This is a genomic window from Stenotrophomonas sp. 2YAF22 (assembly GCF_052114665.1).
Taxonomy (GTDB): Bacteria; Pseudomonadota; Gammaproteobacteria; order Xanthomonadales; family Xanthomonadaceae; genus Stenotrophomonas; species Stenotrophomonas indicatrix.
Window position 1 is genome coordinate 1 of sequence record NZ_JBFRFE010000417.1, and the last position, 3,892, is coordinate 3,892.

At 66.2% G+C, this 3,892-nt stretch carries 2 protein-coding genes; both read left to right on the forward strand.

Annotated features, from left to right (window positions below; translation table 11 throughout):
* The first annotated feature begins 183 nt into the window (after positions 1-183).
* The gene (gene mgtA, locus AB4Y84_RS15605) at positions 184-2,943 is read left to right on the forward strand and encodes a magnesium-translocating P-type ATPase (protein ID WP_442243636.1); all 2,760 of its coding nucleotides are present in this window, start codon (positions 184-186) and stop codon (positions 2,941-2,943) included.
* A 26-nt stretch (positions 2,944-2,969) separates the two neighbouring features.
* Positions 2,970-3,707, forward strand: coding sequence for an MgtC/SapB family protein (locus AB4Y84_RS15610; RefSeq protein ID WP_442243637.1), 738 nt, complete (start codon positions 2,970-2,972; stop codon positions 3,705-3,707).
* The last annotated feature ends 185 nt before the right edge of the window (positions 3,708-3,892 follow it).

The following is a 3,892-nucleotide window of genomic DNA, read 5'->3' on the forward strand; positions in this document are numbered from 1 at the left end:
ACGTGCTGCGCCACCTGCCCTACCCGCTGCGCGATGCGATGAAGCCGCTGTGCATCGGCGGCAGCCAACGCTTGCGCATGCAGCCCTGGTCGCCATCGGTGCTGGCCATGCGCCACGCCTGATACCCGCCCCTTCCGCTCCACGCGCCGGCTCCGCCCGGCGCCGCTCCAAGAGGACCTTCCCATGAGCCTGCTCAACGCCTGGTTCAACGCCTTCCTGCGCAGCCGTCGCGCGGGCAACCTGTTCGGTCGTCGCGCGATGCCCGAAGCCGGTTATGGCCGTGGCAGTACGCAGGCCGCGCCCGCCGCGCTCACTGCTGGATTGCTCGCGCTTGCACAGGGCAGCGAAGCCGATGCGCTGGCCACCCTGCAGTCACATGTCGATGGTCTCAGCCCGCACGAGGCCGAAGAGCGCCTGCTGCGCTTCGGCCCCAACGAGGTCGATCACGAGAAGCCGCTGCCGTGGTGGCGCCATCTGTGGCAGTGCTATCGCAACCCGTTCAACCTGCTGCTGACGGTGCTGGCAGCCGTGTCCTGGCTGACCGAAGACGCCAAGGCGACGGTGGTGATCGGCGCGATGGTGGTGCTGTCCACCCTGATCCGCTTCGTGCAGGAAGGGCGCTCCAACCGCGCCGCCGAACGGCTGAAGGCGCTGGTAGGCAACACCGCCCGCGTGCTGCGCCGCGCTGCGGGCACCGAGGCGGCAGAAGTGGCCGATCAGTATTTCGGCGCACAGCTGCACAGCCGGCGGCCGGCACGGCTGCTGGATCTGCCGATCCGCGACCTGGTACCGGGTGACCATATCGTGCTGTCGGCCGGCGACATGATCCCGGCCGACTGCCGCGTGCTCGCCGCCAAGGATCTGTTTGTCGCACAGGCGGCGATGACCGGCGAATCGCTGCCGGTGGAAAAGTTCGTGCAGCCGGGCAATGCCGACGCCGGCTTGATGGAACAGGCCAACCTGTTGTTCATGGGGACCAATGTGGTGTCCGGGACGGCAACAGCACTGGTGCTGGCCACCGGCAACACCAGCTACTTCGGCACCCTCGCCCAGCGCAGCAGTGCCAGCGATCGCGCGCCGACGGCATTCCAGGCCGGGGTCAACAGTGTCAGCTGGCTGCTGATCCGCTTTGCCCTGGTGATGGTGCCGTTCGTGCTGCTGGTCAATGGCTGGACCAAGGGCGACTGGACAGAAGCGTTCCTGTTCGCGCTGTCGGTGGCAGTCGGCCTGACCCCGGAAATGCTGCCGATGATCGTCACCTCCACCCTGGCCAAGGGCGCGGTGCTGCTGTCGCGGCGCAAGGTGATCGTCAAGCGCCTGGACGCGATCCAGAACTTCGGTGCGATGGAAGTGCTGTGTACCGACAAGACCGGCACCCTCACCCAGGACAAGATCGCGCTGGAGCGGCACACCGATGTGTTCGGGCAGGATTCGGAGGATGTGCTGACCTTCGCCTACCTCAACAGCCACTTCCAGACCGGCCTGATCAACCTGCTCGATCGTGCGGTGCTGGAGCATGTGGAGCTGCAGAGCTCACTGCGCCTGTCACAGGACTACCGCAAGGTCGACGAGATCCCGTTCGACTTCGAGCGCCGCCGCATGTCGGTGGTGGTATCCGAGCGTGAGGACCATCACGAATTGATCTGCAAAGGCGCGGTGGAGGAAATGCTGGCGGTGTGCAGCACCGTGCGCGAGAACGGCCAGGACATGCCGCTGGACGAACAGCGCCTGGCCCGCGTGCGGCAGACCACCGAGGAACTGAACGAACAGGGCCTGCGCGTGGTGGCGGTGGCGATGAAGGAGACCGCCGCCACCCAGACTGTGTACTCGCAGGCCGACGAGCGGGATCTGACCCTGGTCGGCTATGTGGCCTTCCTCGATCCGCCGAAGGAATCCGCTGCTCACGCACTGCAGGCGCTGGCCGCGCATGGTGTGGAAGTGAAGGTGTTCACCGGCGACAACGAACTGGTCACCGCCCGGATCTGCGCCCAGGTTGGCCTGGACGTCGACAGGATCGTGACCGGCCCGCAGATCGAGCGTATGGACGACGCTGCCGTGGCGCGTGCACTGCAGGAGCATCGCGTGTTCGCCCGCCTCACGCCCCTGCACAAGGAACGGCTGGTGCGCGAGCTGCGGGCGCAGGGCAAAGTGGTCGGCTTTCTCGGCGATGGCATCAACGATGCTCCCGCACTGCGCGCCGCCGATATCGGCATCAGCGTGGACAGTGCGGTGGACATCGCCAAGGAGGCCGCCGACATCATCCTGCTGGAAAAGAACCTGATGGTGCTCGAGGAAGGCGTCATCCAGGGGCGGCGGACCTTCAGTAACATGCTGAAGTACATTCGCATGACCGCCAGCTCCAATTTCGGCAACGTGTTCTCGGTGCTGGTGGCCTCGGCGTTCCTGCCGTTCCTGCCGATGCTGCCGTTGCAGCTGCTGGTGCAGAACCTGCTGTATGACATCTCGCAGATCGCCATTCCCTTCGACAATGTCGATGAGGAACTGGTGCGCAAGCCGCTGAAGTGGAACCCGGCGGACATCGGCCGCTTCATGGTGTTCTTCGGGCCGATCAGCTCGATCTTCGACCTCAGCTGCTTCGCCTTGATGTGGTATGTGTTCGACGCACGCACCCCGGCCGACCAGGGCCTGTTCCAGTCGGGCTGGTTCGTGGTCGGCCTACTGACCCAGACCCTGATCGTGCACATGATCCGCACGCCGAAGGTGCCGTTCCTGCAGAGCATCGCCGCGCCGCCGCTGCTGCTGATGACCGGGGCGATCATGGCGATCGGTGTGATCCTGCCGATGAGTCCGCTGGCGGGCTACTTCAAGCTGCAGGCACTGCCGGCCGGCTACTGGCCGTTCCTGGTGGCGATCCTGTTCGGCTATGCGGTGCTGACCACCGCGCTGAAGAAGCTCTACATCCGCCGCTACGGCTGGCAGTAAACGCGCCAGGCGCAGGGAGAACCCTCATGGACCTCAACCCCCATCTGCCCGCGTTCAACGCGGGCGCCACCCTCAGCTCGCTGATCAGCCTGTCCGTCGCCTTCGTTCTGGGCGCGCTGATCGGCCTGGAGCGGCAGTTCCGCCAACGCACTGCCGGCCTGCGCACCAACACGCTGGTGGCGGTAGGTGCCGCGGTGTTCGTCGACCTCGCCGTGCGCTTCCACGACATGTACGGCGGTCCGCCTTCACCGCTGCACGTGGTGGCCTACGTGATCTCCGGTGTCGGTTTCCTCGGTGCCGGCGCGATCATGAAGGATGGCGCCCAGGTATCGGGTCTGAACACCGCCGCCACCTTGTGGGGCTCGGCGGCGGTCGGCGCCTGTGCGGGCATCAAGCTCCTGCCCGAGGCGGTGCTGGCTGCGGTGTTCGTGCTGGCCGCCAACACCCTGCTGCGTCCGGTGGTGAACCGCATCCAGCGGCAACCGCTACCGGAAGCGTTCAGCGAAGCCACCTATGCCATCAACGTGGTCTGCCAACGCGAGCAGCAGGCCGAGGTATTGGACCGGCTTCTGCTGTTGCTGGAGCAGGCGCAGTACCCGGTGCGTGCGGTCGACCAGCGCCCGTTCGGCGAGCGCGATGTCGAGATCGAAGCGGTGCTGTACGCCACCACGGTCGATGGCGGCGAACTGGATGCCGTGCTGGCGACGTTGGCGGCCACGCCCGGTGTACTGCAGGGATTCTGGAACGCCAGCCTGGAGGAATGACGCCCGATAGTGCCGGCTGCTGGCCGGCAACCTCATGAACTCTGGGACCATCCTGCAGGTGCCGGCCAGCGGCCGGCACTACCGTGCATAGCGCTGGTGCTGGACGGCCAGCCTGGAGGAACAGCGCGTCCAACGCCGGGGTAGTGCCGGCCGCTGGCCGGCAACCTCATGAACTGCGGGAACAC

Bases quoted from the DNA above. Each gene is read 5' to 3' on its own strand.
- mgtA (WP_442243636.1), top strand. From the start codon at position 184: ATGAGCCTGCTCAACGCCTGGTTCAACGCCTTCCTGCGCAGCCGTCGC.
- AB4Y84_RS15610 (WP_442243637.1), top strand. From the start codon at position 2,970: ATGGACCTCAACCCCCATCTGCCCGCGTTCAACGCGGGCGCCACCCTC.